Origin of the sequence: Pseudomonas sp. R3-57 (genome assembly GCF_051132065.1) — a bacterium.
GTDB lineage: Bacteria > Pseudomonadota > Gammaproteobacteria > Pseudomonadales > Pseudomonadaceae > Aquipseudomonas.
On the sequence record NZ_CP071655.1, the window covers coordinates 4,332,364 to 4,357,101 of the forward strand.

Sequence of the window (24,738 nt, forward strand, 5' to 3'; positions counted from 1 at the left end):
GGCGTCTGAAAAAGGGACTCGCCGTAAGGGCGAAACCGCCAGAAGCAGCACCCGCAGCAACGGATATTCACCCGAAACCACCCGATAACCGCCCACAAAAAAAACGCCCCGATTTCTCAATCAGGGCGCTTTCTCATACAAGAAACCACAAGCAAATATTAGTGCGAAACCGCCCCACTCGCCCCCAACCCAGTCTGCGACCGCACAAACTGCGGGAAGAACAGCGCCCGCTCGTTGTCCGCTGCCGCCGACTTGTCAGTGATCGAGAAGAACCAGATCCCGATAAAAGCAATGATCATCGAAAACAGCGCCGGGTACTCATACGGGAAGATCGCCTTCTCATGATGCAGAATCTGCACCCAGATGGTCGGGCCAAGAATCATCAAGCCGACCGCACTGATCAACCCCAACCAGCCGCCAATCATCGCACCGCGCGTAGTCAGCTTCTTCCAGTACATCGAAAGCAGCAGCACCGGGAAGTTGCAGCTCGCCGCGATCGAGAACGCCAGGCCAACCATGAACGCAATGTTCTGGCTTTCGAACAGAATGCCCAGACCGATCGCCAGCACCGCCAGAGCGATGGTGGTGATCTTCGACACGCGAATCTCATCCTTCTCGTTGGCCTTGCCCTTCTTGATCACACTGGCATACAGGTCATGGGACACCGCCGAAGCACCGGCCAGCGTCAGGCCAGCCACCACCGCAAGAATCGTCGCAAACGCTACCGCCGAGATGAAGCCGAGGAAAATGCTGCCACCGACCGCGTTGGCCAGGTGCACCGCCGCCATGTTGTTGCCACCAAGCAAGGCGCCCGCTGCGTCTTTAAAGGCAGGGTTGGTGCTGACCAGCAGGATCGCGCCAAAGCCGATGATGAAGGTCAGGATGTAGAAGTAGCCGATGAAACCGGTCGCATAGAGCACGCTCTTGCGGGCTTCTTTCGCGTCACTCACGGTGAAGAAGCGCATCAGAATGTGCGGCAGGCCCGCGGTGCCGAACATCAGCGCCAGACCCAGCGAGAATGCCGAGATCGGATCCTTGACCAGGCCGCCCGGGCTCATGATCGCTTCGCCCTTGGCGTGCACCTTGATCGCTTCGGAGAACAGCGTGTTGAAATCGAAGCCAACGTGCTTCATGACCATCAGCGCCATGAACGAGGCACCGGACAGCAGCAGCACAGCCTTGATGATCTGCACCCAAGTGGTCGCCAGCATGCCGCCGAACAGCACGTACATGCACATCAGCACACCGACCAGGATCACCGCAACGTGGTAATCAAGGCCGAACAGCAGCTGGATCAGCTTGCCGGCACCAACCATTTGCGCGATCAGGTAGAACGCCACCACCACCAGCGAACCGCAGGCAGACAGGGTGCGAATCTGGGTTTGCCCGAGACGGTAGGACGCCACGTCGGCAAAGGTGTATTTACCCAGGTTACGCAGACGTTCGGCGATCAGGAACAGGATGATCGGCCAGCCCACCAGGAAGCCGATCGAGTAGATCAGGCCATCGTAGCCGGAGGTGAACACCAGCGCGGAAATCCCCAGGAAGGACGCCGCCGACATGTAGTCACCGGCAATCGCCAGACCGTTCTGGAAACCGGTGATCTTGCCGCCCGCCGCGTAATAATCGGCGGCCGAGTTGTTTTTCTTCGAAGCCCAGTAGGTGATGTACAGCGTCGCGCCGACGAAGGCCACGAACATCAGGATCGCCGGGATGTTCAGCGGTTGCTTGGCCACGGCGCCGGTCAGGGCGTCAGCGGCCCAGGCACCGGGCGCGAACGCGGCAACGCTTAAGAGAGCAAGTAAACGCCGGATCATTGCTGAGCCTCCTTGAGAATCGCATTGTTAAGGTCGTCGAACTCGCCATTGGCGCGGCGCACGTAGATGCCGGTCAGGACGAAGGCCGAAAGGATCAGGCCGACACCGATCGGGATGCCCCAGGTAATCGAAGATTCCGGACTGAGTTTCGCCCCGAGCACATGCGGCCCGTACGCGATCAGCAGGATGAATGCGGAGTACAGCCCAAGCATGATTGCCGAGAGAATCCAGGCGAATCGTTCCCTTTTCTTGACCAGCTCCTTGAATCGGGGACTGTTTTGAATCGAGAGGTAAATGCTGTCGTTCATTGTTTTTATCCTCGCAGCACAGATTATTGTTGGAACGTAGCTAATGTATGCGGCTGCGAGAGAGGTTCCAGACGACCTTAGTAGTAGATGGCCATGACGTATTCGCCATTTTCAAGCAAACACAAAAACCTGTGGGAGCTGGCTTGCCAGCGATGGCGTCGTTTCAGTCAACTGATTAGTCAACTGACAGACCGCTATCGCGGGCAAGCCCGCTCCCACAGGGTTTGCGGTGATCCGAAGCTATTTGCTGTTATTTGGTCCAGTCGGCTACGCGATCCGGGTGTTTCGCCACCCAGTCCTTGGCCGCTGCATCAGGCTTGGCACCATCCTGGATCGCCAGCATGACTTCGCCGATTTCGTCTTTCGACGCCCACTGGAAGTTCTTCAGGAATTTCGCCACTTCCGGGGCCTTGGCTTCGAGGCCTTTGCTGCCGATGCTGTTGACGGTTTCAGCCTGGCCATACACACCTTTCGGGTCGTCGAGGAAGCGCAGTTTCCACTTGGCGAACATCCAGTGCGGCACCCAACCGGTGACGGCGATGGACTCGTTTTTCTTCTCGGCGCGGGTCAGCTCGGCAATCATGCCGGCGCCGGAACTGGCCTTGAGGCTGTACTTGTCGAGACCGTAATCCTTGATCGCCTGATCGGTCTTGAGCATCACGCCTGAACCGGCATCGATCCCGACGATGCGGTTCTTGAAGGTGTCATCGGTTTTCAGGTCTTCGATCGATTTGGCTTTGACGTACTCCGGCACGATCAGGCCGATTTTCGCATCCTTGAAGTTCGGGCCGTAATCGACGACCTGATCCTTGTTCTTGGTCCAGTAGTCGCCGTGGGTAACCGGCAGCCACGCCGAGAGCATGGCGTCGAGCTTACCGGTGGCCACGCCCTGCCACATGATCCCGGTGGCAACGGCTTGCAGCTTCACGTCGTAACCAAGTTTCTGCTTGATCACTTCGGCCGCCACATGGGTGGTCGCGACGCTGTCGGACCAGCCGTCAACGTAACCGATGTTCAGGGTCTGTTTTTCAGCGTTGGCGAAACTGGAACTCATCGCAAGCGCCAGCACGGCACCTGCGCCTAAAAGTCGTCGCATCTTCATCGTTTACTTCCCCGAATGCTGCGCCCGACGGATGCCGGGCATCGTCAACGTATTGTTATGGTGCACGGCGCCCCCATCACGCCGCACCGCCACTCGATCGAACATCAGCGCGATTTTTCCCCAAGGGTACTGACGCTTCGATCATCAACCTGACGCCGCAGGCGACCTGCTCTGTCAGCGACCTCAAGGCAACGAGAAACGACATCAGAACGCCATTAATCGCGCCTGAATAATTGACGCCAGACAATCCGCCCGAACTTTGCATGTCGTCAGCATGCGGCGCACCAACCCCTCTATAAATGCAGGTAACATGCGTCGCTTTGCAGCCACTCGGCCTGACCATGACCGCGATGTCCCGTTTTCCTTTTCTGCCCTATCTGTTCGCCTGCCTGCTCGGCCTGTTTGCCCTCGCTGGCTTCTGGTTCGGGCTCGGCCAAGCGGTGATCCTGCCGGACGCGGCCACCCCGACGCACAAGCTGCAATGCGCCTCCTACACGCCGTTCGATAAAGACCAGTCGCCCTTCGACGTGCCGTTCAAATTGCGCCCCGAGCGCATGGACGCCGACCTCGCGTTGCTGGCCACGCGTTTCGAGTGCATCCGGACCTATTCGATGACCGGCCTCGAAGCGCTACCGGAGCTGGCGCGCAAGCACGGGCTGAAACTGATGATCGGCGCCTGGGTCAACAGCAACCCGGTCGACACCGAAAAGGAAGTCGATCTGCTGATCCAATCGGCCAACGCCAATCCCGACGTGGTGACAGCGGTTATCGTCGGCAACGAGGCGCTGCTGCGCAAAGAGGTGACTGGCGCGCAACTGGCCCGGCTGATCAACAAGGTCAAAAGCCAGATCAAGCAACCGGTGACCTACGCCGATGTCTGGGAATTCTGGCTCAAGCACCCGGAAGTCGCACCGGCGGTGGATTTCCTGACCATTCATTTATTGCCGTACTGGGAAGATGATCCGTCGAACATCGACGCTGCCCTGCAGCATGTTGCGGATGTGCGTCAGGTGTTCGGCAACAAGTTCGCACCCAAGGACGTGATGATCGGCGAAACCGGCTGGCCGAGCGAGGGCCGCCAGCGTGAGACCGCCGTGCCGAGCCGGGTCAACGAAGCGAAATTCATTCGCGGGTTCGTGGCGATGGCTGAGAAGGAAGGCTGGCGGTACAACCTGATCGAAGCGTTCGACCAACCGTGGAAACGCGGCAGCGAAGGCGCAGTCGGCGGTTATTGGGGCTTGTACGATGCCGATCGCCAAGATAAAGGCGTGCTGGCTGGGCCGGTGAGCAATGTGCCGTACTGGAAGGAGTGGCTGGCGCTTGGTGGTTTGATTTTTCTCGGCACACTGATGCTTGGCGGTCGCGTTCGGAACACGCGCTCGGCGCTGCTGTTACCGCTGCTGGGCGCCCTCGCCGCTTGCTCGATTGGCGCCTGGGGCGATCTGGCACGAGTAACCACGCGGTTTGCCAGCGAGTGGTTGTGGGTCGGCTTGCTGACGCTGTTGAATCTGCTCGTGTTGACGCACGCTGCATTGACCTTGAGTGCGCGCGCGGGTTGGCGTGGGCGTGCGTTCGGCTGGCTTGAGCGGCGCGCCGGCTGGCTGGTCGCGGCGGCCGGTTTTGCCGCGGCGGTGATGATGCTGGAAATGGTCTTCGATCCGCGTTATCGCAGCTTTGCCAGCATGGCGTTCGTGCTGCCGGCGCTGGTTTATGTGTGCCGGCCGGTGAGCGTGCCGCGCAGGGAGATTGCCTTGCTGACCTTCATGGTCGGGGCGGGGATTGCGCCGCAGCTGTATCAGGAAGGGTTGTTGAATCAGCAGGCTTGGGGTTGGGCGTTGGTCAGTGTATTAATGGTGGCGGCGTTGTGGCGCTGCCTGCGGGTTCGCAACACTTAAGCTTCATTGGCTGAAATGTCCCATCGCGAGCAGGCTCACTCCTACAATTGGAATGCGTACCCCTTGTAGGAGTGAGCCTGCTCGCGATGACTGACTATCAGGCGCCGCGGGACTCACGGACCAGGCGCAACCCGCCAATCACCACCGCAAACACCGCCAACGTGGTGTTGTACAACGCCAGCGCCGGCAAACCGATCACCAGCGCCAGCACCGCCAGCCACCACCCTGCCCGTCCCGGCACAACGAAGCCAATCAGTGCCGCAGCGAGCGCCGCCCAGCCCAATACCTTGAAATGAATCATCAACCCAAGGTTGGAGCGCACCACGCATTCCCAACGACTGGCCTCATCGACGCAGATGCCGACCCACTGGCCGTCTTCCATAAAGCCATAACGCGCGGCATAACTGGCAGCCAGCCACAACGGCAACAGCACGAGCAGCACAATCACGGGCAAGCGGCGGGACATGGAGCACTCCAATCTACGGAAATCGGCGGCCAGCTTAATCTGCCGCCCTGCATACGCAAGCGCTAACAACACTTAACTGTTCATTCAGGCCGTGCAAAGTGTATCGTCCAGCTACTATTACTCCGAATTCCGCCCGTTTGGTGCCGCAGCATGGCACTTTGGCGCAAGCGCGGTGGTCATAGCCTGCGAACTTCATTCGGCACCTTCCTCTAAGGGATCTAGTCATGCTCCGTTCCTTGCGCTTCGCCGCGCTGTTCAGCGGCCTTATTTTGAGTGCGTCCGCACTGGCGGTGGATATCGACGCCGCCAGTTATGGCTACCCCCTGACCAATCCGTTCGAGGCGACCATCGCCACGACGCCGCCGGATTTGCGCCCTGAATTGCCGCTCGACGACGACATCAATCAGTCGGATCGCAGCGTCACCCTGCGCCCGGAACGCGAGTTCATCCTCCCGGACAATTTCTGGGCGGTGAAAAAGCTGACCTATCGCATTGCCACGCAAGACAAACCGGCACCGCTGATCTTTCTGATCGCCGGCACCGGTGCGCGTTTTGACAGCACGCTCAACGAATACCTGAAAAAGCTCTATTACAAGGCCGGCTACCACGTCGTGCAGTTGTCGTCGCCGACCAGCTTCGATTTCATCAGCGCCGCTTCGCGCTTCGCCACACCGGGCGTGACCAAGGAAGACGCCGAAGACATGTACCGGGTGATGCAGGCCGTGCGGGCGCAGAACCCGAAGCTGCCGGTGACCGAGTACTACCTCACCGGCTACAGCCTCGGCGCCCTCGATGCCGCATTCGTCGCACATCTGGACGAGACGCGCCGCAGCTTCAACTTCAAGAAAGTGCTGCTGCTCAACCCGCCGGTCAACCTGTACACCTCGGTGACCAACCTCGACAAGCTGGTGCAGACCGAAGTCAAAGGCATCAACAGCAGCACCACCTTTTATGAACTGGTGCTGACCAAGCTGACCCGCTACTTCCAGCAAAAAGGCTACATCGACCTCAACGACGCGCTGCTTTATGACTTCCAACAGTCCAAGCAGCACCTGACCAATGAGCAGATGGCGATGCTGATCGGCACGTCGTTCCGCTTCTCCGCAGCCGACATCGCCTTTACTTCCGACCTGATCAACCGTCGCGGCCTGATCACCCCGCCGAAATTCCCGATCACCGAAGGCACCAGCCTCACGCCGTTCCTCAAGCGTGCGCTGCAATGTGATTTCGATTGCTACATCACCGAGCAGGTCATTCCGATGTGGCGCGCGCGCACCGACGGCGGCAGCCTGCTGCAACTGATCGATCAGGTCAGCCTGTACGCACTCAAGGATTACCTGCAAGCCAGCCCGAAAATTGCCGTAATGCACAACGCCGACGACGTGATCCTCGGCCCCGGCGACCTCGGTTTCCTGCGCAAGACCTTCGGTGATCGCCTGACCGTTTACCCACTGGGCGGCCACTGCGGCAACCTTAACTATCGCGTCAACAGCGACGCCATGCTGGAGTTCTTCCGTGGCTAAATATCTCCTGCTGATTACAGCGCTCCTCTGTGCAGGCGTGGCCCAGGCCGACAACAGCAAAGCCAACGCGCCGGTAGTGGTCGACAGCGACGGTTTCAAGGAACCGCTGACCAAACTGAAATTCAACGCGGGCCTGGACCAGCGCGAGTTCGAGCGTTCGACGCTCAACGCGCTGAACGTCTACGACCCGCTGGAATCGTGGAACCGTCGGGTCTACCACTTCAACTACCGCTTCGACCAATGGGTGTTCCTGCCGGTGGTCGATGGCTACCGCTACATCACCCCAAGCTTCGTGCGCACCGGGGTGAGCAACTTCTTCAACAACATTGGCGACGTGCCGAACCTGGTCAACAGCCTGTTGCAGTTCAAGGGCCAGCGCTCAATGGAAACTACCGCGCGCCTGCTGCTCAACACCACCATCGGGATCGCCGGTCTGTGGGACCCGGCCACCGCCATGGGCCTGCCGCGCCAGAGCGAAGACTTCGGTCAGACCCTGGGCTTCTACGGTGTACCGGGCGGCGCCTACTTCGTACTGCCGATCCTCGGCCCGTCGAACATCCGCGACACCGCGGGCCTTGCCGTGGACTACACCGCCGAATCGGCGATCAACTTCCTCAACGTCTCGGAAGTCAGCTCCAACCATCCGGAAGTCTGGGCGTTGCGTGCGGTCGACAAGCGCTACCAGACCAGCTTCCGCTACGGCCAGATGAACTCGCCGTTCGAGTATGAGAAGGTGCGTTACGTGTATACCGAGGCGCGCAAGTTGCAGGTGGCCGAGTAATTTCGGCGGGTACAAAAAAGGGCCATTCAGTGAAAATTGAATGGCCCTTTTTACTGACACAACAGCGATCAAAAATGTAGGAGTGAGCCTGCTCGCGATAGCGGTCTGTCAGGTAAGAAATGTTTTTCTGGTACACCGCTATCGCGAGCAGGCGAAGGCCTACAGGGGGCAGTGTTCAGCCTTTGATTGCGCGCCAGAGCTTGCCGACCACGGAAACCACCGCCAACACCACCGCACCGGCAATGATCCCCGCGACGCCATTGAGCAACATCGGCACCGCAAACCCGGCGCTGCCTGCCGCTGCGCCGACGCCTTCGATCCAGTGGTGCACCACCGGCACGCCATGGGTGAGGATGCCGCCACCGACCAGGAACATCGCCGCCGTGCCGACCACCGACAGGGTTTTCATCATGTACGGCGCGGCGCTGAGGATGACGCTGCCGGTTTTCTTCGCGAACTGGCCTGGCTTCTGCGTCAGCCACAAGCCGAGATCGTCGAGTTTGACGATACCCGCCACCAGCCCGTAAACGCCCACAGTCATGACGATGGCAATGCCGGACATGACAACCACCTGCTGAGTCAGCGAAGCATCCGCCACGGTACCGAGGGTGATCGCGATGATCTCTGCCGAGAGGATAAAGTCGGTGCGGATCGCGCCTTTGATCTTGTCCTTCTCATAGGCCACCAGATCGGTCGCCGGGTCCGCCACCGCCTCGGTCAACTGCGCATGCTCGGCCTCGTCTTCGGTCTTGCTGTGCAGAAACTTGTGCGCGAGTTTTTCGAAGCCCTCGAAGCACAGATAGGCACCGCCGACCATCAACAACGGCGTGACCAGCCACGGCACGAACGCACTGATCGCCAGCGCCGACGGCACCAGGATCAGTTTGTTGACGAACGAGCCCTTGGCCACCGCCCAGACCACCGGAATCTCGCGCTCGGCACGCACACCGGAGACCTGCTGGGCATTGAGCGCCAGATCGTCACCGAGCACGCCGGCAGTCTTCTTGGCGGCCATTTTGGTCATCAACGCCACGTCATCCAGAACGGTGGCGATGTCGTCGATCAGCACCAGCAAACTGCTTCCTGCCATGAATCCTGTTTCCTTCTGTGTATTAATGTTGCGAAGCATAACGCGACCGCAGGCCGCGTGGTGCATTGTTGAGCGCCGCGCGAGGCCGGTGCTACCATGCGCAACCGCCAGAACAGGCAAGGAACCACCGGGTTTATGAGCACAATCCGCGAGCGCAACAAAGAACTGATCCTGCGTGCCGCCAGCGAGGAGTTTGCCGACAAGGGCTTCGCGGCGACCAAAACCAGCGACATCGCCGCCAAGGCGGGATTGCCCAAGCCCAACGTCTACTACTACTTCAAATCCAAGGAAAACCTCTACCGCGAGGTGCTGGAAAGCATCATCGAGCCGATTCTGCAGGCCTCGACACCGTTCAACCCGGACGGCGTGCCGAGCGAAGTGCTCAGCGGCTACATCCGCTCGAAGATCCGCATCTCCCGCGACCTGCCCTTCGCCTCCAAGGTGTTCGCCAGCGAAATCATGCACGGCGCTCCGCACCTGAACGCCGACCTGGTCGAACAACTGAACGCCCAGGCCAAGCACAACATCGCCTGCATCCAGAGCTGGATCGACCGCGGCCAGATCGCCCCGATCGATCCCAATCACCTGATGTTCAGCATCTGGGCCGCCACCCAGACCTACGCCGACTTCGACTGGCAGATTTCAGCGGTCACCGGGAAAGACAAGCTGGATGAGGCGGATTATGAAGCGGCCGCGCAGACGATTATCCGGTTGGTGTTGAAGGGGTGTGAGCCGGACTGATAGACCGTAGCGACGCTATCGCGAGCAGGCTCACTCCTACAGGGGAACGCATTCCAAAATGTAGGAGTGAGCCCGCTCGCGATCGAGGCGACGCGGTCTCAGCTCAAACCCAGATCGCCCCCCAAAGCGGATATTCGCCAAGCTTCTCAACCAGCCCAGCGCGCAATGGGTTGGCTACGACATACCGCGCCATTTTCACCAGGTCATCTTCCTTTCGCAGCGCCCGATCATGAAAACCTCTCTGCCAGAGCATGCCGTTTTCACCAGTCGCTTGCCTGACAGACCTGGTGCTCAGCGACTTGGTTTTTTGCATCAGCTCACTTAATGAACCGGTTCGTAATTCAATCAACCAGTGGAAATGGTCCGGCATGACGACCCAGGCCAGTGAATTTACCAATCCCGATTCTTGCGCATTCTGGAATTGGTCGGCGACCAGTTTACCCAAGGCAAAATCTGTAAAAATCGGTCTTCGTTGATGAGTGTTACTGGTCAGCAGATAGATTCGGCTGACTTCGGCATATCGTCCGACTCGCAATTTATGTGCAGCAGGTAGATCCGGCATTCCTTTGCCTCCTATGATCAATTCATAAAAGGCTAGTCCGGAGGGAGGCAAATGGATCGGGAGACTGTTGGCAGGATGTGTCTGGGCGAAAGCTATCGCGAGCAGGCTCACTCCTACAGGGGGATTGTGGCGTTCAGACATTTTGTGTCTGACGCAAACCCAATGTAGGAGTGAGCCTGCTCGCGATGGCGATAACTCAGTCAACGCAAACTCAGGAAACCACCCCCCCATCCGCCCTCAAATCCAGCGCCTCCACCGCTTTGATCGCCACCTGCTCATCCACATCCGACAAATCCCCGCTGATCCCGATCGCCCCCAGCACATTGCCGGCCTGATCACGAATCAACACCCCACCCGGTGCCGGGACGACGCTGCCCTGGCCCATGCTGTTGAGGGCGGCAATGAAGGCCGGGCGTTGTTGGGCGTCTTGGGCCAGCAGGCGCGAGCCTTTGCCCAGGGCGATGGCGCCCCAGGCTTTGCCGATGGCGATGCTGGGGCGCAGCAGGCTGGCGCCGTCTTCGCGTTGCAGGGCGATCAGGTGGCCGCCGGTATCGAGTACCGCGATGGTCAACGGTGCGGCGTTGATGCCGCGCCCGGCGTTGATGGCTTCGCTGACCAGGTTGACTGCGACTTTCAAGGTTAAAGCGCTCATGGTGCCGTCCTCATTTTGTTATAGGGAAAGTCGTGGGGCTGCGCGTTTCTGCCGCAGTCCGATGCCACAAATAGAACACAATGAGTTATTTTTTTGTATACAATAATTCTCGAAAAGCGCCACATGCGACGAAAAGCCACACTCAGACGGGCTTCCGACGAATGAAACAGGCGCTTGAGAAAATGGATTGACCTGCGCCGTCCGCCGTGAATACACTCTGCGCAAAGCCACTTGTATACAATTACAAAACGTAAAGAGGCACAAAACCATGAGCAAAATGAGAGCAATCGAAGCCGCCGTTCTGGTGATGCGCCGTGAAGGGGTTGATACCGCTTTTGGCATCCCGGGCGCAGCGATCAACCCGCTGTACTCCGCCTTGCAGAAGGTCGGTGGCATCGATCACGTCCTTGCTCGCCACGTTGAAGGCGCCTCGCACATGGCCGAGGGCTACACCCGCACCAAGGCCGGCAATATCGGCGTGTGCATCGGTACATCCGGCCCGGCCGGTACCGACATGGTCACCGGGCTCTACAGCGCCTCGGCCGACTCGATTCCAATCCTTTGCATCACCGGTCAGGCACCCCGCGCCCGTATGCACAAGGAAGACTTCCAGGCTGTCGACATCACCAGCATCGTCAAGCCAGTGACCAAGTGGGCGACCACCGTTCTCGAACCGGGCCAGGTGCCTTACGCGTTCCAGAAAGCTTTTTATGAAATGCGCTCCGGCCGCCCAGGCCCGGTGCTGATCGACCTGCCGTTCGACGTGCAGATGGCCGAGATCGAATTCGACATCGACGCTTATCAGCCGCTGCCATTGGCCAAACCGACCGCGACCCGCGTGCAGGTCGAGAAGGCTTTGGCTTTGCTTGATCAAGCCGAGCGTCCATTGCTGGTCGCTGGTGGTGGCATCATCAACGCCGATGCCAGCGATCTGCTGGTGGAGTTCGCCGAGCTGACCGGTATTCCGGTCATCCCGACCCTGATGGGCTGGGGCACCATTCCCGACGATCACCCGCTGATGGTCGGCATGGTCGGTCTGCAGACATCGCACCGCTACGGCAACGCGACCATGCTCAAATCCGACGTGGTGCTGGGTATCGGTAACCGTTGGGCCAACCGTCACACCGGTTCGGTCGACGTCTACACCGAAGGCCGCAAGTTCATTCACGTCGACATCGAAGGCACGCAGATCGGCCGCGTGTTCACGCCGGATCTGGGCATCGTTTCCGACGCCGCCGCTGCACTGACCGTGTTCATCGAGGTCGCCCGTGAATGGCAAGCCGCCGGCAAGCTGAAAAACCGCAGCGCGTGGCTGCAGGATTGCCAGCAGCGCAAGGCCAGCCTGCATCGCAAGACCCACTTCGACAACGTGCCGGTCAAGCCGCAGCGCGTTTACGAAGAAATGAACCAGGTGTTTGGCAAGGACACCTGCTACGTCAGCACCATCGGTCTGTCGCAGATTGCCGGCGCGCAGTTCCTGCACGTCTACAAGCCGCGTCACTGGATCAACTGTGGTCAGGCCGGCCCGCTGGGCTGGACCATTCCTGCCGCGCTGGGCGTGGTCAAGGCCGATCCGAACCGGAAAGTCGTGGCCCTGTCGGGGGACTATGATTTCCAGTTCATGATCGAAGAACTGGCGGTCGGCGCTCAGTTCAAACTGCCGTACATCCACGTCGTGGTGAACAACTCGTACCTGGGGCTGATCCGTCAGGCGCAGCGCGGGTTCGAAATGGACTACTGCGTGCAGCTGTCCTTCGATAACCTCAACGCGCCGGAACTCAACGGTTACGGGGTAGACCACATCGCAGTCGCCGAAGGCCTCGGCTGTAAAGCACTGCGTGTATTCGAACCATCAGAAATCGCCCCAGCCCTGCGCAAGGCCGAACAGATGATCGAAGAGTTCAAGGTGCCGGTGATCGTCGAGATCATTCTGGAGCGTGTGACCAACATCTCCATGGGCACCGAGATCAACGCGGTCAACGAGTTTGAAGACCTGGCACTGGTCGGCAACGATGCGCCGACGGCGATTTCGTTGCTTGACTGACTGCTGACAGCTGATCGTTCCCACGCTCTGCGTGGGAATGCAGCCCGGGACGCTCCGCGTCCCAAAGCGGACGCAGAGCGTCCAATGAGGCATTCCCACGCAGAGCGTGGGAACGAGAATCTAGAACGGGAGACCACCATGCCGCGTTTCGCAGCCAACCTGTCCATGCTATTCACCGAACAGGATTTCCTTGCCCGTTTCGACGCCGCCGCCAAGGCCGGTTTCAGTGGTGTGGAATACCTGTTCCCGTACGACTTCAGCTCAGCTGAAATCAAGGCAAAACTCGATGCCAACGGTCTGACCCAAGTGCTGTTCAACCTGCCGGCCGGTGACTGGGCCAAGGGCGAGCGCGGGATTGCCTGCCTGCCGGACCGGGTCGAAGAGTTCCGCGCCGGGGTCGATCTGGCGATTGCCTATGCGCAAGTACTCGGCAACACCCAGATCAACTGTCTGGCCGGTATCCGTCCGCAGGGCGTCGACGATGCCACCGTGGAAAAGACTTTCGTCGCCAACCTCAAATACGCCGCCGACAAGCTGCAAGCGGTGGGCATCAAACTGGTGATGGAAGCGATCAACACCCGCGACATTCCCGGTTTCTACCTGAACAACACGGCGCAGGCCCTGTCGATTCGCGAACAGGTCGGCAGCGCCAATCTGCTCCTGCAATACGACATCTATCACATGCAAATCATGGAAGGCGATCTGGCCCGCACCCTGCAATCGCACCTGGGCGAGATCAACCATGTGCAGCTCGCGGACAACCCCGGGCGCAACGAACCGGGCACCGGCGAGATCAACTACCGCTTCCTGTTCGAACACCTCGACCGCATCGGTTATCAGGGTTGGGTCGGTTGCGAGTACAAGCCGCTGACTACTACCGAGGCTGGCCTCGGCTGGCTGAAGACCCACAACGCTATCTGACGCAGATCCCCTGTAGGCCTTCGCCTGCTCGCGATGAATTCACCTCGGTACACCTGATGTACCTCAGCGCCTGAATCGCGAGCAGGCGAAGGCCTACATAAAGGCAACAGCTTCCCCTATTTGCTTGAGCAAGACAAAAACAAGAGGAATTTCTCATGGCTAAAATCGGATTCATCGGCACCGGCATCATGGGCCACCCAATGGCGGCGAACCTGCAGAAAGCCGGTCACAGTCTCTTCCTGTCGCAACACCACGACGCCGCGCCGGCCGACCTCGTTGCCGCAGGTGCCGTCGCGCTGGCCAATCCGCGCGAAGTGGCGCAGGAAGCTGAATTCATCATCGTCATGGTCCCGGATACCCCGCAGGTCGATGACGTGCTGTTCCGTGCCGACGGCGTTGCCGCCGGTATCGGCAAAGGCAAAGTCGTGATCGACATGAGCTCGATCTCCCCAACCGCAACCAAAGCGTTCGCGGCGAAGATCAACGAAAAAGGCGCGCAGTACCTCGACGCGCCGGTGTCCGGCGGTGAAGTCGGCGCCAAAGCCGCAACCTTGAGCATCATGGTCGGTGGCGACGCCGATGCCTTCGAACGCGCTCTGCCGCTGTTCCAGGCCATGGGCAGGAACATCACCCTGGTCGGTGGCAATGGCGACGGTCAGACCGCCAAGGTCGCCAACCAGATCATTGTGGCCCTGAACATTCAGGCCGTGGCGGAAGCGCTGCTGTTCGCCTCGAAGAACGGCGCCGATCCGGCCAAGGTGCGTGAAGCACTGATGGGTGGTTTTGCCTCCTCGAAGATTCTTGAAGTGCACGGCGAGCGCATGATCAAAGGCACCTTTGACCCAGGCTTCCGCATCAGCCTGCACCAGAAGGACCTGAACCTGGCCCTGCAAGGCGCCAAGGAACTGAACATCAACCTGCCGAACACCGCCAACGCCCAGCAAGTGTTCAGCACCTGCGCGGCCATCGGTGGCAGCAACTGGGACCACTCGGCGCTGATCAAGGGCCTGGAACACATGGCTAATTTCTCGATTCGCGACAACAAATAAGCCTTCATCAATCCTGTAAGAGTGAGCCTGCTCGCGATGAATTCACCGCGGTGAACCATAGCCACCGCGCCGCCTGGATCGCGAGCAGGCTCACTCCTACAGAGACCTGAATTGTCCTTTCGAATAACAAGAATTCCGGGAGCCCGCCATGTCGGTCGATCCGCAACAACTGCTGCGCGAGCTGTTTGCCACAGCCATCGACGCGGCCCATCCGAACCGGGTCCTCGAAGCCCATTTGCCTGCCGACCGCAGTGGTCGGGTGATCGTCATCGGCGCCGGCAAAGCCGCTGCCGCCATGGCGCAAGTGGTCGAGCGCTGCTGGCAGGGAGAAGTGTCCGGTCTGGTGGTGACCCGCTACGGTCACGGCGCCCCGTGCGAGAAAATCGAAGTGGTCGAAGCTGCGCATCCGGTGCCGGACGCCGCCGGCCTGGCCGTGGCCAAACGCGTGCTGGAACTGGTCAGCAACCTGACTGAAGACGACCGCGTGATCTTCCTGCTCTCCGGCGGCGGCTCTGCCCTGCTCGCCCTGCCGGCCGAAGGCATCACCCTCGCCGACAAACAGTCGATCAACAAAGCCTTGCTCAAATCCGGCGCGACCATCGGTGAGATGAACTGCGTGCGCAAGCACCTCTCGGCGATCAAGGGCGGCCGCCTCGGCAAGGCCTGCTGGCCGGCGACGGTTTACACCTACGCGATTTCCGATGTACCCGGCGACCTCGCCACGGTCATCGCCTCCGGCCCGACCGTGGCCGACCCGAGCACCAGCGCCGAAGCCCTGGCGATCATCAAACGCTACGGCATCGACATTCCGGCCTCGGTGCGCACCTGGCTGCAAAGCCCGGAATCGGAAACCGTCAAACCCGGCGACCCGAGTCTGGCGCGCAGCCATTTCCAGTTGATCGCCCGTCCGCAGCAATCACTGGATGCCGCCGCGGTGAAATGCCGTCAGGCTGGTTTCAGCACGTTGATTCTGGGTGATCTCGAAGGCGAATCCCGCGAGGTGGCGAAAGTCCACGCCGGCATCGCCCGGCAGATCATCAACCACGGCCAGCCACTGGCGGCGCCGTGCGTGATTCTCTCCGGCGGCGAAACCACCGTGACTGTGCGCGGCAATGGCCGTGGCGGGCGCAACGCCGAATTCCTCTTGAGCCTCACCGACAACCTCAAGGGCCAACCCGGCGTCTACGCGCTGGCCGGTGACACCGACGGCATTGACGGCTCGGAAGACAACGCCGGCGCAATCATGACCCCGGACAGCTACGCCCGCGCCGCGGCCCTGGGCCTGAGCGCCAGCGACGAGCTGGATAACAACAACGGTTACGGCTACTTCCAGGCGCTCGACGCGTTGATCGTCACCGAGCCGACCCGCACCAACGTCAACGACTTCCGCGCCATCCTGATCCTTGAGAACTGCAAATCATGACGCCTGATAAAAAGGTCAAAATCCTCGCCACCCTCGGGCCTGCGTTGGATGGCATCGACGACATCCGTGAACTGGTCGAGGCCGGGGTCAATATCTTCCGGCTGAATTTCAGCCACGGCGATCACGCCGACCACGCCAAGCGCTATCAGTGGATCCGCGAAGTCGAGCGCCAGCTCAATTACCCGCTGGGTATTCTGATGGATTTGCAGGGGCCGAAATTGCGGGTCGGCAAGTTCGCCGACGGCAAGGTGCAGTTGCATCGCGGTCAGGCGTTCCGTCTCGATCTCGACGCGACACCGGGCGATGAGCGCCGGGTGAATCTGCCACATGCCGAGATCATCGCCGCGCTGGAAGCCGGTATGGATTTGCTGCTCGACGACGGCAAGCTGCGTCTGCGCGTGGTCACCAAGTACGCCGATGCGATCGACACCACCGTGCTCAATGGCGGCGAACTGTCCGACCGCAAAGGCGTCAACGTGCCGCAAGCGGTGCTCGACCTCAGCCCGCTGACCGCCAAGGATCGCCGCGACTTGAGCTTCGGTCTGGAGTTGGGTGTGGACTGGGTCGCGCTGTCGTTCGTGCAACGTCCACAAGACATCGTCGAGGCACGTGCGCTGATCGGCGACAAAGCCTTTCTGATGGCGAAGATCGAGAAGCCGTCGGCGGTTGAGCAATTGCGTGAAATCGCTGCGCTGAGCGACGCGATCATGGTCGCGCGCGGTGACCTCGGCGTTGAAGTGCCGGCCGAGAGCGTGCCGCAGATTCAGAAGAACATCATCACCACCTGCCGCGAACTTGGCAAACCGGTGGTGGTAGCGACGCAAATGCTCGAATCGATGCGCTTCTCCCCGGCGCCGACCCGCGCCGAAGTCACCGACGTCGCCAACGCCGTGGCCGAAGGCGCCGATGCAGTGATGCTCTCGGCGGAAACCGCCTCTGGCGAGTACCCGCTGGAAGCGGTGCAGATGATGAGCAAGATCATCCGCCAGGTGGAGAACGGCCCGGATTACCAGACCCAGCTCGACGTCAGCCGGCCAAAAGCCGAGGCAACGGTGTCCGATGCGATCAGCTGCGCGATCCGCCGGATCAGCAACGTGCTGCCGGTGGCGGTGCTGGTCAACTACAGCGAGTCGGGCGCCTCGACGCTGCGCGCATCACGGGAACGGCCGAAAGCGCCGATCCTCAACCTGACGCCGAACCTGCAGACGGCCCGGCGCTTGAGTGTGGCGTGGGGGATTCATTCGGTGGTCAACGATCGCCTGCGCCAGGTCGATGAAGTCTGCTCGACCGCGCTGGAGATTGCTCAGGCGCAAGGCATGGCCGAGCGTGGCGACACGTTGCTGATCACTGCTGGCGTGCCGTTTGGCCAGCCGGGTTCGACCAACTCGTTGCGCATTGAGACGTTGATCTAGCCCCCCACTATGATCGTTCCCACGCTCTGCGTGGGAATGCCTCAATGGACGCTCTGCGTCTGCTCTTGGGACGCGGAGCGTCCCGGGCTGCATTCCCACGCGGAGCGTGGGAACGATCAGTACGATCAACTGCCCAGATTTTCTCAACATGCCTGCCAATCACTTCAACACCCACTGCCCCGACTGGGCCGAGGCTTTGCTCAACGGTTTCAGTCAGATTTTTCTTCAGCGCCACCCGCTGTGCGGTCTGCTGTGCCTGTTGGCGATCCTGCTGACAGCGCCGGTGCTGTTCGCCGGGGCACTGCTCGGTGGCGTCGCCGGTTTGCTCACCGCGCAACGGCGCAATTACGCCAAAGCTGATCGTCAGGCCGGCTTGTTCAGCTACAACGGCGTGTTGCTCGGTTTGCTGCTGAGCCTGTATTTCCCTTGGTCGCCACTGTTGCCGCCGCTGATTCTGGCTGCCGGCGGCCTCAGTGCGATGATCACCCAGCAATGGCTCAAACGCGTCTACCGCAGCCGGGCGATACCCGCGTATACCTCGCCGTTCGTTGCCTTGAGTTGGCTGTTGCTGCTGTTCGCCGAGCCGTCCGCGGCCGTCGCCTCTATCGATTTGCATACGGCGAATGTGCTGGCCGCGGAGTTGAGAGGATTCGGCCAGGTCATGTTTCTTGATCATCCATTGGCCGGTGGTTTGATTGCCTGCGGCTTGCTGCTTGCCGATCGCCGTGCGTTCTGCTGGGCGCTGCTCGCTTCGGCGCTCGGCCTCGCTTCCAGCCTGCTGCAGCATGAGCCCGCCACCGCACTGCTGGGCCTGGGCAGTTACAACGCGGTGCTCGCCGCCCTCGCCTTCTCTGCGCAACGCCAATATCCGTGGCTGCCGCTGGTTGGCATCGTCCTGGCGCTGCTGGTGACGCCGCTGTTTGCCGCCGCCGGGCTCGCGACGCTGACTGCGCCGTTCATCCTCGCCGGCTGGCTGATCCACGCCGGCATGCAGATGTTTGGTAAAGCGTCGTTTGCGCAGGAGCCTTGCGCTCACCGGGAGAATCACCCTAGGCTGCGCTGATCTTCGATTCAGGCGTTATCCATGGACAGCAGCAACAATTGGCGCGAACGGCTTTACGTGATGATTTTCCAGAGCGACACCCCGGCCGGGCGTCGCTTCGACGGCATCCTGTTGTTGATCATCCTCGCCAGTCTAGTGATCGTGATGCTCGACAGCATCGACAGCGTTCACCGTAACTACGCGGACCTGCTGGCCTACATCGAGTGGGGCTTCACGGCGATTTTTCTCGGCGAATACATCCTGCGTCTGTACTGCTCGCCGAAACCGCTGCGCTATGCGTTCAGCTTTTACGGGCTGGTGGATCTGCTGGCGATCGTGCCGGGGATTCTCGCGCTGTATTACAGCGATGCGCAGTATCTGCTGATCATCCGCATCATTCGGATGCTGCGGATTTTCCGCGTGCTCAAGCTCAGCCCGTACCTCAAGCAAGCCAATTACCTGATGTCGGCGCTGCGCGGCAGCAAACAGAAAATCGTCGTGTTTCTGGTCAGCGTCTGCACGTTGGTCACGGTGTTCGGCACGCTGATGTATGTGATCGAAGGCCCGGAACACGGTTTTACCAGCATCCCCAAAGGTATCTATTGGGCAATCGTCACGCTGACCACCGTCGGCTTCGGCGACATCGTGCCGAAGACGCCGCTGGGCCAGGTGATTTCGTCGCTGGTGATGATTACCGGTTATTCGATCATTGCCGTGCCCACCGGGATTTTCACTGCGGAACTGGCCAACGCCATGCGCGGCGAACAGCTGCAACATGACTGCCCGGGGTGTCAGAAAAAGAACCATGAGCAAAGCGCGGCGTTTTGTTCGCGATGCGGCAGTCAGCTATTCAAGAAACTGGAATAAGCACAGAGCTTTTTAATCTTTAAGCGACTATCTCGACACCGTTATAGTCGCTGGCAAATCGCCCACTATTGACTCGACACCCCCATAGAACAAGGAATGCGCAGTGAAAAAACTCTTTGGCGCCTCACTTCTCGCCGCCGGCCTGGCCTTGGCCAACATCGCTCAGGCAGCGCCGACGTTGCTTAACGTTTCCTATGACGTGATGCGCGATTTCTACAAGGACTACAACACTGCGTTCCAGAAACACTGGCAGGCCGAGCACAACGAGAACATCACCGTGCAGATGTCTTTCGGTGGTTCGAGCAAGCAGGCGCGTTCGGTGATCGACGGCCTGCCGGCCGATGTCATCACCATGAACATGGCGACCGACATCAACGCCCTCGCCGACAACGGCAAACTGGTGCCGGAGAACTGGGTCACGCGTCTGCCGAACAACAGCGCACCGTTCACCTCGGCCACGGTGTTCATCGTCCGCAAGGGCAACCCGAAAGCCTTGAAAGACTGGCCGGACCTGCTCAAGGACGGCGTGCAGGTGATCGTGCCGAACCCGAAAACCTCGGGCAACGGCCGCTACACCTACCTGTCGGCCTGGGGCTATGTGCTGAAAAACGGCGGTGACGAAAACAAGGCCAAGGACTTCGTCGGCAAACTGTTCAAACAAGCCCCGGTGCTCGACACCGGTGGCCGCGCCGCCACCACCACGTTCATGACCAACCAGATCGGCGACGTGCTGGTGACCTTTGAAAACGAAGCGGAAATGATCGCCCGCGAATTTGGACGCGATCAGTTTGAAGTGGTCTACCCGAGCGTGTCCGCCGAAGCCGAACCACCGGTGTCGGTGGTGGATAAAGTCGTCGACAAGAAAGGTTCGCGGGCGGCGGCGGATGAATATCTGAAGTACCTGTGGTCGCCGCAGGGTCAGGAGATTGCAGCAGCCAACTACCTGCGCCCGCGTGATCCGGCGGTGCTGGCGAAGTACACCGATCGCTTCCCGAAAGTGGATTTCCTTTCGGTGGAGAAGACGTTTGGTGACTGGCGCACGGTGCAGAAGACACACTTCAATGATGGTGGGGTCTTTGATCAGATTTACACCGGGCAGTGAGGCTTGATCTGATAAACCAAGAGGCGACCCACTGAGGTCGCCTTTTTGTTGAGCCCGGATACCCTCACCCCAGCCCTCCCGAAACGTCGGACCGCCCATAGGGAGAGGGGGCCGACCGAGGTGTCTTGCGTCAGACATCGACCCGCGAGACCGAGTCGATTATGGATCGAAGCGATTTTCTTGGTTCGAACCCATTCCGGATTCACAGAAGCACGTTCAGGTCGACGTAGCTCCCAAGCATCCCCCAATCGGTCCCCTCTCCCTTTGGGAGTGTATGTACCGGACACATGGTAGAGGGCTAGGGTGAGGGGCTTTTAGGCCGGACCAGTAATCAGCCTTTACCCACCCAGCCGGCGCGCAAGACCCAGTCATTACACAACGTAATAAGCGTTATCATCCGAAACTGTCTTCTGCCAACCCGCGTTGTCCATTAGCCTTCACCGCTTTCCCGTGCCCGACCCGAGTATTCCTATGCCCACCACTCACGCAATGACCCGAGGCATGGTGCTGCTGTTCGCCTTCTGCTGCGGCGCCATCGTTGCCAATATCTATTACGCACAGCCGATCATCGGCCTGATCGCGCCGGACATCGGCTTGTCCGACACCATGGCCAGTTTCATCGTCTCGTTGACGCAGATCGGTTATGCGCTGGGCCTGTTCTTCCTGGTGCCGCTGGCCGATCTGCTGGAAAACCGGCGGTTGATGATCGTCACCACCCTCGTGGCAATCGCCAGCCTGCTGGCGGCGGCGTTTACCGATCAGCCGAATGTGTTTTTACTGATTTCGTTGCTGGTGGGGTTCAGCTCGGTATCGGTGCAAGTCCTGATTCCGCTGGCCGCGCACCTGGCGCCAGAAGAATCCCGAGGCCGCGTGGTCGGCGGGATCATGGGCGGTTTGTTGCTGGGCATTCTGTTGGCCCGACCGGTGTCGAGCGTGGTCGCCGACCATCTCGGCTGGCGCGCGATGTTCATGATTGCCGCCGGGTTGATGGCAGCGATCAGCGTGGTGCTGGCGCTGACCGTGCCCAAGCGCCAACCGGATCACAGCGCCACCTACGGGCAACTGATCGGCTCGCTGTGGACCTTGCTGCGTCAGCAACCGGTGCTGCGTCAGCGTGCGTTATATCAGGGCTGCATGTTTGCCACGTTCAGCCTGTTCTGGACCGCCGTGCCGCTGGAACTGGCGCGCAATCATGGCCTGTCGCAAAGCGAAATCGCGATCTTCGCCCTGGTCGGCGCCATCGGTGCCATCGCCGCGCCGATCAGCGGGCGCTTGGCCGACGCCGGCCACACCCGCATCGCCTCGCTGCTGGCCATGCTGTTTGCCAGTCTGAGTTTCCTGCCCGCTTTCATCCACCCGGTGTACAGCGTCATCGGCCTGGCGGTCACTGGCGTAGTGCTGGATTTCTGCGTGCAGATGAACATGGTCCTCGGCCAACGCGCGGTGTATTCGCTGGACGCCAAAAGCCGTGGCCGTTTGAACGCGTTGTACATGACCAGCATCTTCATCGGCGGCGCGTTCGGCTCGTCGGTGGCCAGCGCCGTGTACGAACATGGCGGCTGGTTGTGGATCGTGATTGTCGGCAGTGTGTTTCCGCTGTTGGCGTTGTTGCGGTTCTTGAGCGCATCGCAAAACGCTTCACTGGCGCAACGAAAAATCGCGTCGTGAGCTGATTCAGTGTGGGAGCGAGCCTGCTCGCGAAGGCGTCAGTTCAAACGAGATTTGCGCTGACTGACACAGCGCTTTCGCGAGCAGGCTCGCTCTCACAATTGGCCGAGCCTTAGTATCGAACCAGTTTCTCCATCGCCGCATCCGCCAGAAACGAAGAGCGGCTTTTGACGTTATGTTCACGCACATAGCGGTCAATGCGCTGTATCACATAACCGGGCAGCGTGACGTTGACCTTCTCGGTCTTGCCCAGGTACGGCGAGATATCCAGCTCCAGCATGCCCCAGCCCATCTCGGCAAAATCCGCATTGCTGCGATGAGCCGACGCCGACGTCGGCAGCGGAATCGGCTCTCCTGCCGCGGCAATCTCCTGCAGCAGGATGTGGGCGACTTCAACGGCAGCGTTGTAGGCATCCTCAAACGTGTCCCCTGCCGTCACGGCCCCCGGAATATCGGGGATCTGAATACCGATCGCAGTATTTTCATCACCCCACTCGATGCAGATTGGATATTGCATTACGGATCTCCTTCATAACGGGCTGGCGGGTTGTACAACCCAGCCTGCGTCTTCAAGCTCCTTGATCAATAACCTGCTCTGCGCCCGGCGCCTCCTTGCCTTGGCTTGTCAAAAGTAACCCTAGAGTTATCTTTACTCAAGCACAGGATGGCGTGGAGTGACGGTTGGTTGTTTTACAAGATTCGTGGCGGCTGTTTCGTTTATTGCGATTTTCGTTTAATTCGAATACCGTTCGTGCATCGTCCATCAAATGCTGGAACAGTCTTATGTCCATCGCTATCCCCTCTGCCATCAACCTCCCGGTAGAACGTGAAGTCAAAGCTGCAATCGCAGGCCAGCGTGCTTTGACCGCTTTTCTCGCAACAGGCTTTGAAACTCAAAAAATCCAGATTTTTGATGATCAGAACGAAGCCCATGTCGTCGAGCTGCCTACATCCGCGCTGCGCTTGCTGAGCGATATCCTCGCGGCGCTGGCGCAGGGCAACGCTGTGAAGGTCGTACCGATCCACGCTGAGCTGACCACTCAGGATGCCGCCGACCTGCTCAATGTCTCACGTCCGCACATGATCAAACTGCTGGAGAGCGGTGAGATTTCCTACCACAAAACCGGCAAGCACCGACGTGTGCGTTTTGCCGATCTGATGGAATATAAAGCCCGGCGAGACACCGCCAGCGAGCAGGCAATGAAGCTTCTCGCAGAGCAGGCACAGGCGCTAAGGACAGGATACGAGTGAGGCACTCCTCTTTCACCGCTGTATACGATGCATGTGTTCTATACCCCGCCCCACTGAGAGACTTCCTGATGTGGCTCGCGTTGTCCGGACTCTATCGGGCGCGCTGGACTGAAGAAATTCACTGCGAATGGAAGCGCAATTTGTTAAAAAACCGGCCTGACCTGAGCATCGAGCAACTGGACCGGACATCGCAATTGATGGACCTCGCCATTCCGGATGCATGTGTTGATAGCTATGAAGATCTGATTGTCGGACTGAGCCTGCCCGACGAGGATGATCGCCATGTTCTTGCAGCAGCTATCCGGTGTGGCGCGGACGTCATCGTGACCTTCAACCTGAAGGATTTCCCCACTCGCTCTCTCGAACCCTATGGCATCGAAGCCCAACATCCGGATGAGTTTGTCGAAAACCTTTTTCATCTGGATTCATCCGCGGTCATTGCGGCTGCCCAAAGACAGCGCCAGCAGCTGAAGACGCCACCAATGGATGCGGATTGTTTTTCTTGTTCTCTTGCAACGCCAACGCCTGGACCAGTCAGTAAGTTCACTGAGCAGGTATCGTGCGATTCTCTGAAAACTCGGAAAAAACACGGCGATCCAAAGATCGCCGTTTTTCTTACTGACCGAACTGCTTGCCCAACCCCGGTGGCACGCCGTGGATGTCGGTGTCTTCCCATGGGCCGTTGGGGCTGACGGCGCGGCTCCAGCCGTTGTTCCAGCGGTAGTAGGTGCGCTGGCGGTAGAAGGTGTTGGACTGGTCGTCGAGCACGTAGACGCCGAGCTTCTGGTCCCAGTGGCTGTTGCCGCCCGGTGGTGGGGCGAAGCTGGCTGAGGTGCGGGGCACCGGTTTCGACGGTTTGGCCGGGATGCTCTTGCCCGGGGTCGGTGAGGTCGACGGGGTCGGGCTCGGTTGCGACGGCGGGATCGGCGGCAGGCTGGTGGTCGGTTCCGGTCGCTGGACCGCACATGCACTCAAGCCCAGGGCCAGTGTGAGGACTGTGATACGGGCGATGGTGTGCATGG

At 59.9% G+C, this 24,738-nt stretch carries 23 protein-coding genes and 1 pseudogene; 15 read left to right on the forward strand and 9 right to left on the reverse strand.

The window, feature by feature from the left end:
• Window positions 1-158: 158 nt before the first annotated feature.
• The 3 genes from J3P93_RS19450 to J3P93_RS19460 form a co-directional block, all read right to left on the reverse strand.
• On the reverse strand, window positions 159-1,817 hold the full coding sequence (locus J3P93_RS19450; RefSeq protein WP_042607583.1) for a cation acetate symporter: 1,659 nt from the start codon (window positions 1,815-1,817) through the stop codon (window positions 159-161).
• On the reverse strand, window positions 1,814-2,125 hold the full coding sequence (locus tag J3P93_RS19455) for a DUF485 domain-containing protein (RefSeq protein WP_090282412.1): 312 nt from the start codon (window positions 2,123-2,125) through the stop codon (window positions 1,814-1,816). The genes J3P93_RS19450 and J3P93_RS19455 overlap by 4 nt, the downstream gene beginning before the upstream one ends.
• A gap of 250 nt (window positions 2,126-2,375) precedes the next feature.
• On the reverse strand, window positions 2,376-3,227 hold the full coding sequence (locus J3P93_RS19460; protein WP_090282411.1) for a glycine betaine ABC transporter substrate-binding protein: 852 nt from the start codon (window positions 3,225-3,227) through the stop codon (window positions 2,376-2,378).
• A gap of 299 nt (window positions 3,228-3,526) precedes the next feature.
• Between J3P93_RS19460 and J3P93_RS19465 the strand changes: the two genes are divergently transcribed.
• Entirely contained in the window at window positions 3,527-5,122 is a 1,596-nt protein-coding gene (locus tag J3P93_RS19465) for a beta (1-6) glucans synthase (protein WP_434590865.1), read from the forward strand.
• 97 nt (window positions 5,123-5,219) lie between these two features.
• Here the strand turns inward: J3P93_RS19465 and J3P93_RS19470 are convergent, their stop codons facing one another.
• Window positions 5,220-5,588, reverse strand: coding sequence for a hypothetical protein (locus J3P93_RS19470; RefSeq protein ID WP_434590868.1), 369 nt, complete (start codon window positions 5,586-5,588; stop codon window positions 5,220-5,222).
• Between the two features lie 224 nt (window positions 5,589-5,812).
• On the opposite strand from J3P93_RS19470, the gene J3P93_RS19475 reads away from it, so the two are divergent.
• Both J3P93_RS19475 and J3P93_RS19480 read left to right on the forward strand, forming a co-directional pair.
• On the forward strand, window positions 5,813-7,111 hold the full coding sequence (locus J3P93_RS19475; RefSeq protein WP_206414945.1) for a serine/threonine protein kinase: 1,299 nt from the start codon (window positions 5,813-5,815) through the stop codon (window positions 7,109-7,111).
• The gene (locus J3P93_RS19480) at window positions 7,104-7,892 is read left to right on the forward strand and encodes an MlaA family lipoprotein (protein ID WP_434590872.1); all 789 of its coding nucleotides are present in this window, start codon (window positions 7,104-7,106) and stop codon (window positions 7,890-7,892) included. The genes J3P93_RS19475 and J3P93_RS19480 overlap by 8 nt, the downstream gene beginning before the upstream one ends.
• Window positions 7,893-8,067: 175 nt before the next feature.
• Here the strand turns inward: J3P93_RS19480 and J3P93_RS19485 are convergent, their stop codons facing one another.
• Window positions 8,068-8,982 carry a DUF808 domain-containing protein gene (locus tag J3P93_RS19485; RefSeq protein ID WP_434590875.1) on the reverse strand — a complete coding sequence of 305 codons (915 nt, stop codon included), beginning with the start codon at window positions 8,980-8,982 and terminating at the stop codon, window positions 8,068-8,070.
• Window positions 8,983-9,117: 135 nt separating this feature from the next.
• Between J3P93_RS19485 and J3P93_RS19490 the strand changes: the two genes are divergently transcribed.
• Entirely contained in the window at window positions 9,118-9,723 is a 606-nt protein-coding gene (locus tag J3P93_RS19490; protein WP_090282405.1) for a TetR/AcrR family transcriptional regulator, read from the forward strand.
• 103 nt (window positions 9,724-9,826) lie between these two features.
• Here the strand turns inward: J3P93_RS19490 and J3P93_RS19495 are convergent, their stop codons facing one another.
• Window positions 9,827-10,285, reverse strand: coding sequence for an REP-associated tyrosine transposase (locus tag J3P93_RS19495; protein ID WP_090282404.1), 459 nt, complete (start codon window positions 10,283-10,285; stop codon window positions 9,827-9,829).
• Between the two features lie 211 nt (window positions 10,286-10,496).
• The gene (locus J3P93_RS19500; RefSeq protein ID WP_434590879.1) at window positions 10,497-10,937 is read right to left on the reverse strand and encodes a GlcG/HbpS family heme-binding protein; all 441 of its coding nucleotides are present in this window, start codon (window positions 10,935-10,937) and stop codon (window positions 10,497-10,499) included.
• 268 nt (window positions 10,938-11,205) lie between these two features.
• Here J3P93_RS19500 and gcl point away from each other — a divergent pair, with 268 nt between their 5' ends.
• From gcl to J3P93_RS19545, 9 genes are all read left to right on the forward strand, one after another.
• Window positions 11,206-12,981 (forward strand): glyoxylate carboligase, encoded by a 1,776-nt coding sequence (gene gcl / locus J3P93_RS19505; protein WP_042607573.1) that lies wholly within the window; start codon window positions 11,206-11,208, stop codon window positions 12,979-12,981.
• 138 nt (window positions 12,982-13,119) lie between these two features.
• Window positions 13,120-13,902: a hydroxypyruvate isomerase gene (hyi, locus tag J3P93_RS19510; RefSeq protein WP_434590883.1), complete on the forward strand. Its 783-nt coding sequence runs from the start codon at window positions 13,120-13,122 to the stop codon at window positions 13,900-13,902.
• A gap of 155 nt (window positions 13,903-14,057) precedes the next feature.
• Window positions 14,058-14,951 carry a 2-hydroxy-3-oxopropionate reductase gene (locus tag J3P93_RS19515; protein ID WP_434590886.1) on the forward strand — a complete coding sequence of 298 codons (894 nt, stop codon included), beginning with the start codon at window positions 14,058-14,060 and terminating at the stop codon, window positions 14,949-14,951.
• Between the two features lie 148 nt (window positions 14,952-15,099).
• Window positions 15,100-16,374 (forward strand): glycerate kinase type-2 family protein, encoded by a 1,275-nt coding sequence (locus J3P93_RS19520; RefSeq protein WP_434590889.1) that lies wholly within the window; start codon window positions 15,100-15,102, stop codon window positions 16,372-16,374.
• On the forward strand, window positions 16,371-17,786 hold the full coding sequence (gene pyk, locus J3P93_RS19525) for a pyruvate kinase (RefSeq protein ID WP_434590892.1): 1,416 nt from the start codon (window positions 16,371-16,373) through the stop codon (window positions 17,784-17,786). The genes J3P93_RS19520 and pyk overlap by 4 nt, the downstream gene beginning before the upstream one ends.
• A 148-nt stretch (window positions 17,787-17,934) precedes the next feature.
• On the forward strand, window positions 17,935-18,849 hold the full coding sequence (locus J3P93_RS19530; protein WP_434590895.1) for an urea transporter: 915 nt from the start codon (window positions 17,935-17,937) through the stop codon (window positions 18,847-18,849).
• A gap of 21 nt (window positions 18,850-18,870) precedes the next feature.
• Window positions 18,871-19,695, forward strand: coding sequence for an ion transporter (locus tag J3P93_RS19535; protein ID WP_093103382.1), 825 nt, complete (start codon window positions 18,871-18,873; stop codon window positions 19,693-19,695).
• Window positions 19,696-19,798: 103 nt separating this feature from the next.
• Entirely contained in the window at window positions 19,799-20,797 is a 999-nt protein-coding gene (locus tag J3P93_RS19540; RefSeq protein WP_394598948.1) for a sulfate ABC transporter substrate-binding protein, read from the forward strand.
• Between the two features lie 471 nt (window positions 20,798-21,268).
• Entirely contained in the window at window positions 21,269-22,465 is a 1,197-nt protein-coding gene (locus J3P93_RS19545) for an MFS transporter (RefSeq protein ID WP_434590900.1), read from the forward strand.
• Window positions 22,466-22,577: 112 nt separating this feature from the next.
• Here the strand turns inward: J3P93_RS19545 and J3P93_RS19550 are convergent, their stop codons facing one another.
• Complete coding sequence (locus J3P93_RS19550; RefSeq protein WP_434590903.1) at window positions 22,578-22,982, reverse strand: type II toxin-antitoxin system HicB family antitoxin; 405 nt, start codon at window positions 22,980-22,982, stop codon at window positions 22,578-22,580.
• A 266-nt stretch (window positions 22,983-23,248) separates the two neighbouring features.
• Here J3P93_RS19550 and J3P93_RS19555 point away from each other — a divergent pair, with 266 nt between their 5' ends.
• On the forward strand, window positions 23,249-23,716 hold the full coding sequence (locus J3P93_RS19555; protein WP_434590906.1) for a helix-turn-helix domain-containing protein: 468 nt from the start codon (window positions 23,249-23,251) through the stop codon (window positions 23,714-23,716).
• Window positions 23,713-24,289 (forward strand): annotated as a pseudogene (locus J3P93_RS19560) (PIN domain-containing protein). Before J3P93_RS19555 ends, J3P93_RS19560 begins: the two are co-directional and overlap by 4 nt.
• Window positions 24,290-24,331: 42 nt before the next feature.
• On the opposite strand, the gene J3P93_RS19565 reads toward J3P93_RS19560, so the two are convergent.
• Window positions 24,332-24,736 carry a hypothetical protein gene (locus J3P93_RS19565; RefSeq protein ID WP_434590909.1) on the reverse strand — a complete coding sequence of 135 codons (405 nt, stop codon included), beginning with the start codon at window positions 24,734-24,736 and terminating at the stop codon, window positions 24,332-24,334.
• Between the last annotated feature and the right edge of the window lie 2 nt (window positions 24,737-24,738).

Bases quoted from the DNA above. Each gene is read 5' to 3' on its own strand.
- J3P93_RS19450 (WP_042607583.1), bottom strand. From the start codon at position 1,817: ATGATCCGGCGTTTACTTGCTCTCTTAAGCGTTGCCGCGTTCGCGCCC.
- J3P93_RS19455 (WP_090282412.1), bottom strand. From the start codon at position 2,125: ATGAACGACAGCATTTACCTCTCGATTCAAAACAGTCCCCGATTCAAG.
- J3P93_RS19460 (WP_090282411.1), bottom strand. From the start codon at position 3,227: ATGAAGATGCGACGACTTTTAGGCGCAGGTGCCGTGCTGGCGCTTGCG.
- J3P93_RS19465 (WP_434590865.1), top strand. From the start codon at position 3,527: ATGCAGGTAACATGCGTCGCTTTGCAGCCACTCGGCCTGACCATGACC.
- J3P93_RS19470 (WP_434590868.1), bottom strand. From the start codon at position 5,588: ATGTCCCGCCGCTTGCCCGTGATTGTGCTGCTCGTGCTGTTGCCGTTG.
- J3P93_RS19475 (WP_206414945.1), top strand. From the start codon at position 5,813: ATGCTCCGTTCCTTGCGCTTCGCCGCGCTGTTCAGCGGCCTTATTTTG.
- J3P93_RS19485 (WP_434590875.1), bottom strand. From the start codon at position 8,982: ATGGCAGGAAGCAGTTTGCTGGTGCTGATCGACGACATCGCCACCGTT.
- J3P93_RS19490 (WP_090282405.1), top strand. From the start codon at position 9,118: ATGAGCACAATCCGCGAGCGCAACAAAGAACTGATCCTGCGTGCCGCC.
- J3P93_RS19495 (WP_090282404.1), bottom strand. From the start codon at position 10,285: ATGCCGGATCTACCTGCTGCACATAAATTGCGAGTCGGACGATATGCC.
- J3P93_RS19500 (WP_434590879.1), bottom strand. From the start codon at position 10,937: ATGAGCGCTTTAACCTTGAAAGTCGCAGTCAACCTGGTCAGCGAAGCC.
- gcl (WP_042607573.1), top strand. From the start codon at position 11,206: ATGAGCAAAATGAGAGCAATCGAAGCCGCCGTTCTGGTGATGCGCCGT.
- hyi (WP_434590883.1), top strand. From the start codon at position 13,120: ATGCCGCGTTTCGCAGCCAACCTGTCCATGCTATTCACCGAACAGGAT.
- J3P93_RS19515 (WP_434590886.1), top strand. From the start codon at position 14,058: ATGGCTAAAATCGGATTCATCGGCACCGGCATCATGGGCCACCCAATG.
- J3P93_RS19520 (WP_434590889.1), top strand. From the start codon at position 15,100: ATGTCGGTCGATCCGCAACAACTGCTGCGCGAGCTGTTTGCCACAGCC.
- pyk (WP_434590892.1), top strand. From the start codon at position 16,371: ATGACGCCTGATAAAAAGGTCAAAATCCTCGCCACCCTCGGGCCTGCG.
- J3P93_RS19530 (WP_434590895.1), top strand. From the start codon at position 17,935: ATGCCTGCCAATCACTTCAACACCCACTGCCCCGACTGGGCCGAGGCT.
- J3P93_RS19535 (WP_093103382.1), top strand. From the start codon at position 18,871: ATGGACAGCAGCAACAATTGGCGCGAACGGCTTTACGTGATGATTTTC.
- J3P93_RS19545 (WP_434590900.1), top strand. From the start codon at position 21,269: ATGCCCACCACTCACGCAATGACCCGAGGCATGGTGCTGCTGTTCGCC.
- J3P93_RS19550 (WP_434590903.1), bottom strand. From the start codon at position 22,982: ATGCAATATCCAATCTGCATCGAGTGGGGTGATGAAAATACTGCGATC.
- J3P93_RS19555 (WP_434590906.1), top strand. From the start codon at position 23,249: ATGTCCATCGCTATCCCCTCTGCCATCAACCTCCCGGTAGAACGTGAA.
- J3P93_RS19565 (WP_434590909.1), bottom strand. From the start codon at position 24,736: ATGCACACCATCGCCCGTATCACAGTCCTCACACTGGCCCTGGGCTTG.